Annotated in this window: 1 pseudogene; it reads left to right on the forward strand. The window is 48.3% G+C overall.

Annotated elements, in window-relative coordinates:
- Positions 1-269 precede the first annotated feature (269 nt).
- A pseudogene (locus tag ACS8YF_RS20035) lies at positions 270-545 on the forward strand (helix-turn-helix domain-containing protein); the annotation flags it as partial.
- Positions 546-565: the final 20 nt, after the last annotated feature.

Below are 565 nucleotides of genomic sequence, written 5' to 3' on the forward strand. Positions count from 1 at the left end.
ATTGCCACACCCACCAATGCAATAACTGCGTAAACCATGATTGAGAAATCCACAACGCCTCCTGACGCAACAACTTACCCGCACAAAATAGAATTGTGCTGTACAAACGTCCAGTTTGAAAGAAGTTTCCTGCGAGGCGCTACGCAAAACGATCGTTAATTTTCATTATTTTATCCCACAATATGAGATGGAGTTTATATTGTGGGATATATCACCTTTTCCCCACGTCATTATGTGGAACACTTCAGCAATATCATCAGGAGAAACGTATGGCAGGAACCTCTTCAACCACCGCAGGCGCACAAACGTTATTACGTGGACTGGCGGTTCTTAATGCTGTTTATAACGGCTGCCATGACCTAAAAAGTATCGGCGAGTTCACCGGCACGACCCGGAGCACAACCCATCGTTTAGTCACCGTTCTGGTGGAACAACGCTACCTGCGCCATGTCCCAACGCAGGGCTACCAACTGGGTGCCAAACTGATCGAATTCGGTGCCAGAGCACTGGAAAGCACCTCGCTGTACGAAATTGCCCAGCCCGTTTAGCAACGCCTTGCCCGTTA

Source organism: Salinisphaera sp. SWV1, assembly GCF_052044155.1.
In the GTDB taxonomy this organism is placed as follows: Bacteria; Pseudomonadota; Gammaproteobacteria; order Nevskiales; family Salinisphaeraceae; genus Salinisphaera.